General features: G+C 37.4%; 2 protein-coding genes. Both read right to left on the minus strand.

Features of this window, described 5'->3' with window-relative positions; translation table 11 throughout:
- The coding region (locus AA81_RS07495) for an amino acid kinase family protein (RefSeq protein WP_439331573.1) at window positions 1-581 on the minus strand (581 nt) is incomplete at its 3' end.
- A 34-nt stretch (window positions 582-615) separates the two neighbouring features.
- Window positions 616-1,317: a 2,3,4,5-tetrahydropyridine-2,6-dicarboxylate N-acetyltransferase gene (gene dapD, locus AA81_RS07500; protein WP_103898687.1), complete on the minus strand. Its 702-nt coding sequence runs from the start codon at window positions 1,315-1,317 to the stop codon at window positions 616-618.
- Window positions 1,318-1,485 lie beyond the last annotated feature (168 nt).

The raw sequence follows: 1,485 nt of genomic DNA on the forward strand, positions 1-1,485 counted from the left end.
ACGTACTTTAATTTTTTTGCATTAGGATAAATCTTTGGATCGATTGTATAAATACCGGCAAAATTACTGTATATCTCACACTTAACGTTTAAAGAAGCGGCTAAAGCAACAGCAGAAGTATCAGAACCGCCTCTTCCCAAGGTTGTTAAATCTCCTTCTTCTGTAACACCTTGAAATCCTGTAATAACTAATACATCGTTGACTGTAAGATTTTTGTATATTACTTCTTTGTTTATTGCTTTGATCTGAGCTTCGTTATAGTCAGAAGTAGTTAATAAACCTAATTGAAAGGCATTCAGAGATTTTGATTTGATACCTTTATCGTTCAATATCATAGATAACAAAGAAGCACTGATCTGTTCTCCCGTAGCTAAAAGCATATCCAATTCTCTTGGCTCAGGGTTCTTAACCGTTTCTTTAGCTAATGTCATCAATCTATTTGTTGTCTCTCCTCTTGCGGAAACCACGGTTAATACTTTAAACCCTTCTTCGACCTTGTTACATATTCTCAAGGCGACGTCGCTCAATCTTTCAGAATCTGCAAGAGAAGTTCCTCCATACTTTTGAACTATCAACTGCATAATTAATCCACCCCGGTAAATTTATATAAATAAATTATTTCAGTCTTCTTAGTCCTTCTACAAGTTGCGTTTTGTCTTTTGTTTTATCGTCAACCTTCTTAATGAATTCCGCAGGAACTCCGGCTACCACAGAGTAAGGTTCGACATCAGAAATTACAACAGAACCTGCTCCGATTATTGATCCCTGACCTACTTTCACCCCTTCTAATACCACTGCGTTAGCTCCAATGAGAACATTATCCTCAATCACTACTGGTTGAGCGCTAGGGGGCTCTATTACTCCTGCTATAACAGCTCCTGCCCCAATATGGCAATTTTTCCCTATTTGAGCCCTCCCTCCTATAACGACGTTCATATCTATCATAGTATTTTCTTTAATACAAGCTCCTATATTGATAACGGCACCCATCATAACAACACAACCATCGCCTATCTCCACAAGATCCCTTATTATAGCACCTGGTTCTATTCTCGCGTTGTATTTAGATAAATCTGCCAAAGGTATAGCTGAATTCTTTCTATCTCTTTCTATTCTGTAATTAATTATAGAATCTTTATTATTCTCATAAATTGTTTTGAAATCTTCTTCTTCGCAAAACAAGATTCCGAATTCATCGTTACCATAAAATTCTACATTGGAAAAATCTACTTCTTTGAGGTTACCTTTAATGTAGACCTTTAAAGGATTCTTTTTCTTTGAGTTTGCTATTAAATTTATTATTTCTTCGGTGTTCATGATGACCTCCTATTAACTGTTTTAGCACCCTTTCACCCTACTCCCCACCCGTTTTATGGAAGGGACCTGCGGTCCCTTAGACCCTAGTGGGGGAGGGCTTCGCCCTGTGACCCTTTTAAAACTATTTTTTGTAAGCTATGCTTAGACTTAATTTGCGCCCTTTCACCC

The organism is Petrotoga halophila DSM 16923 (assembly GCF_002924615.1).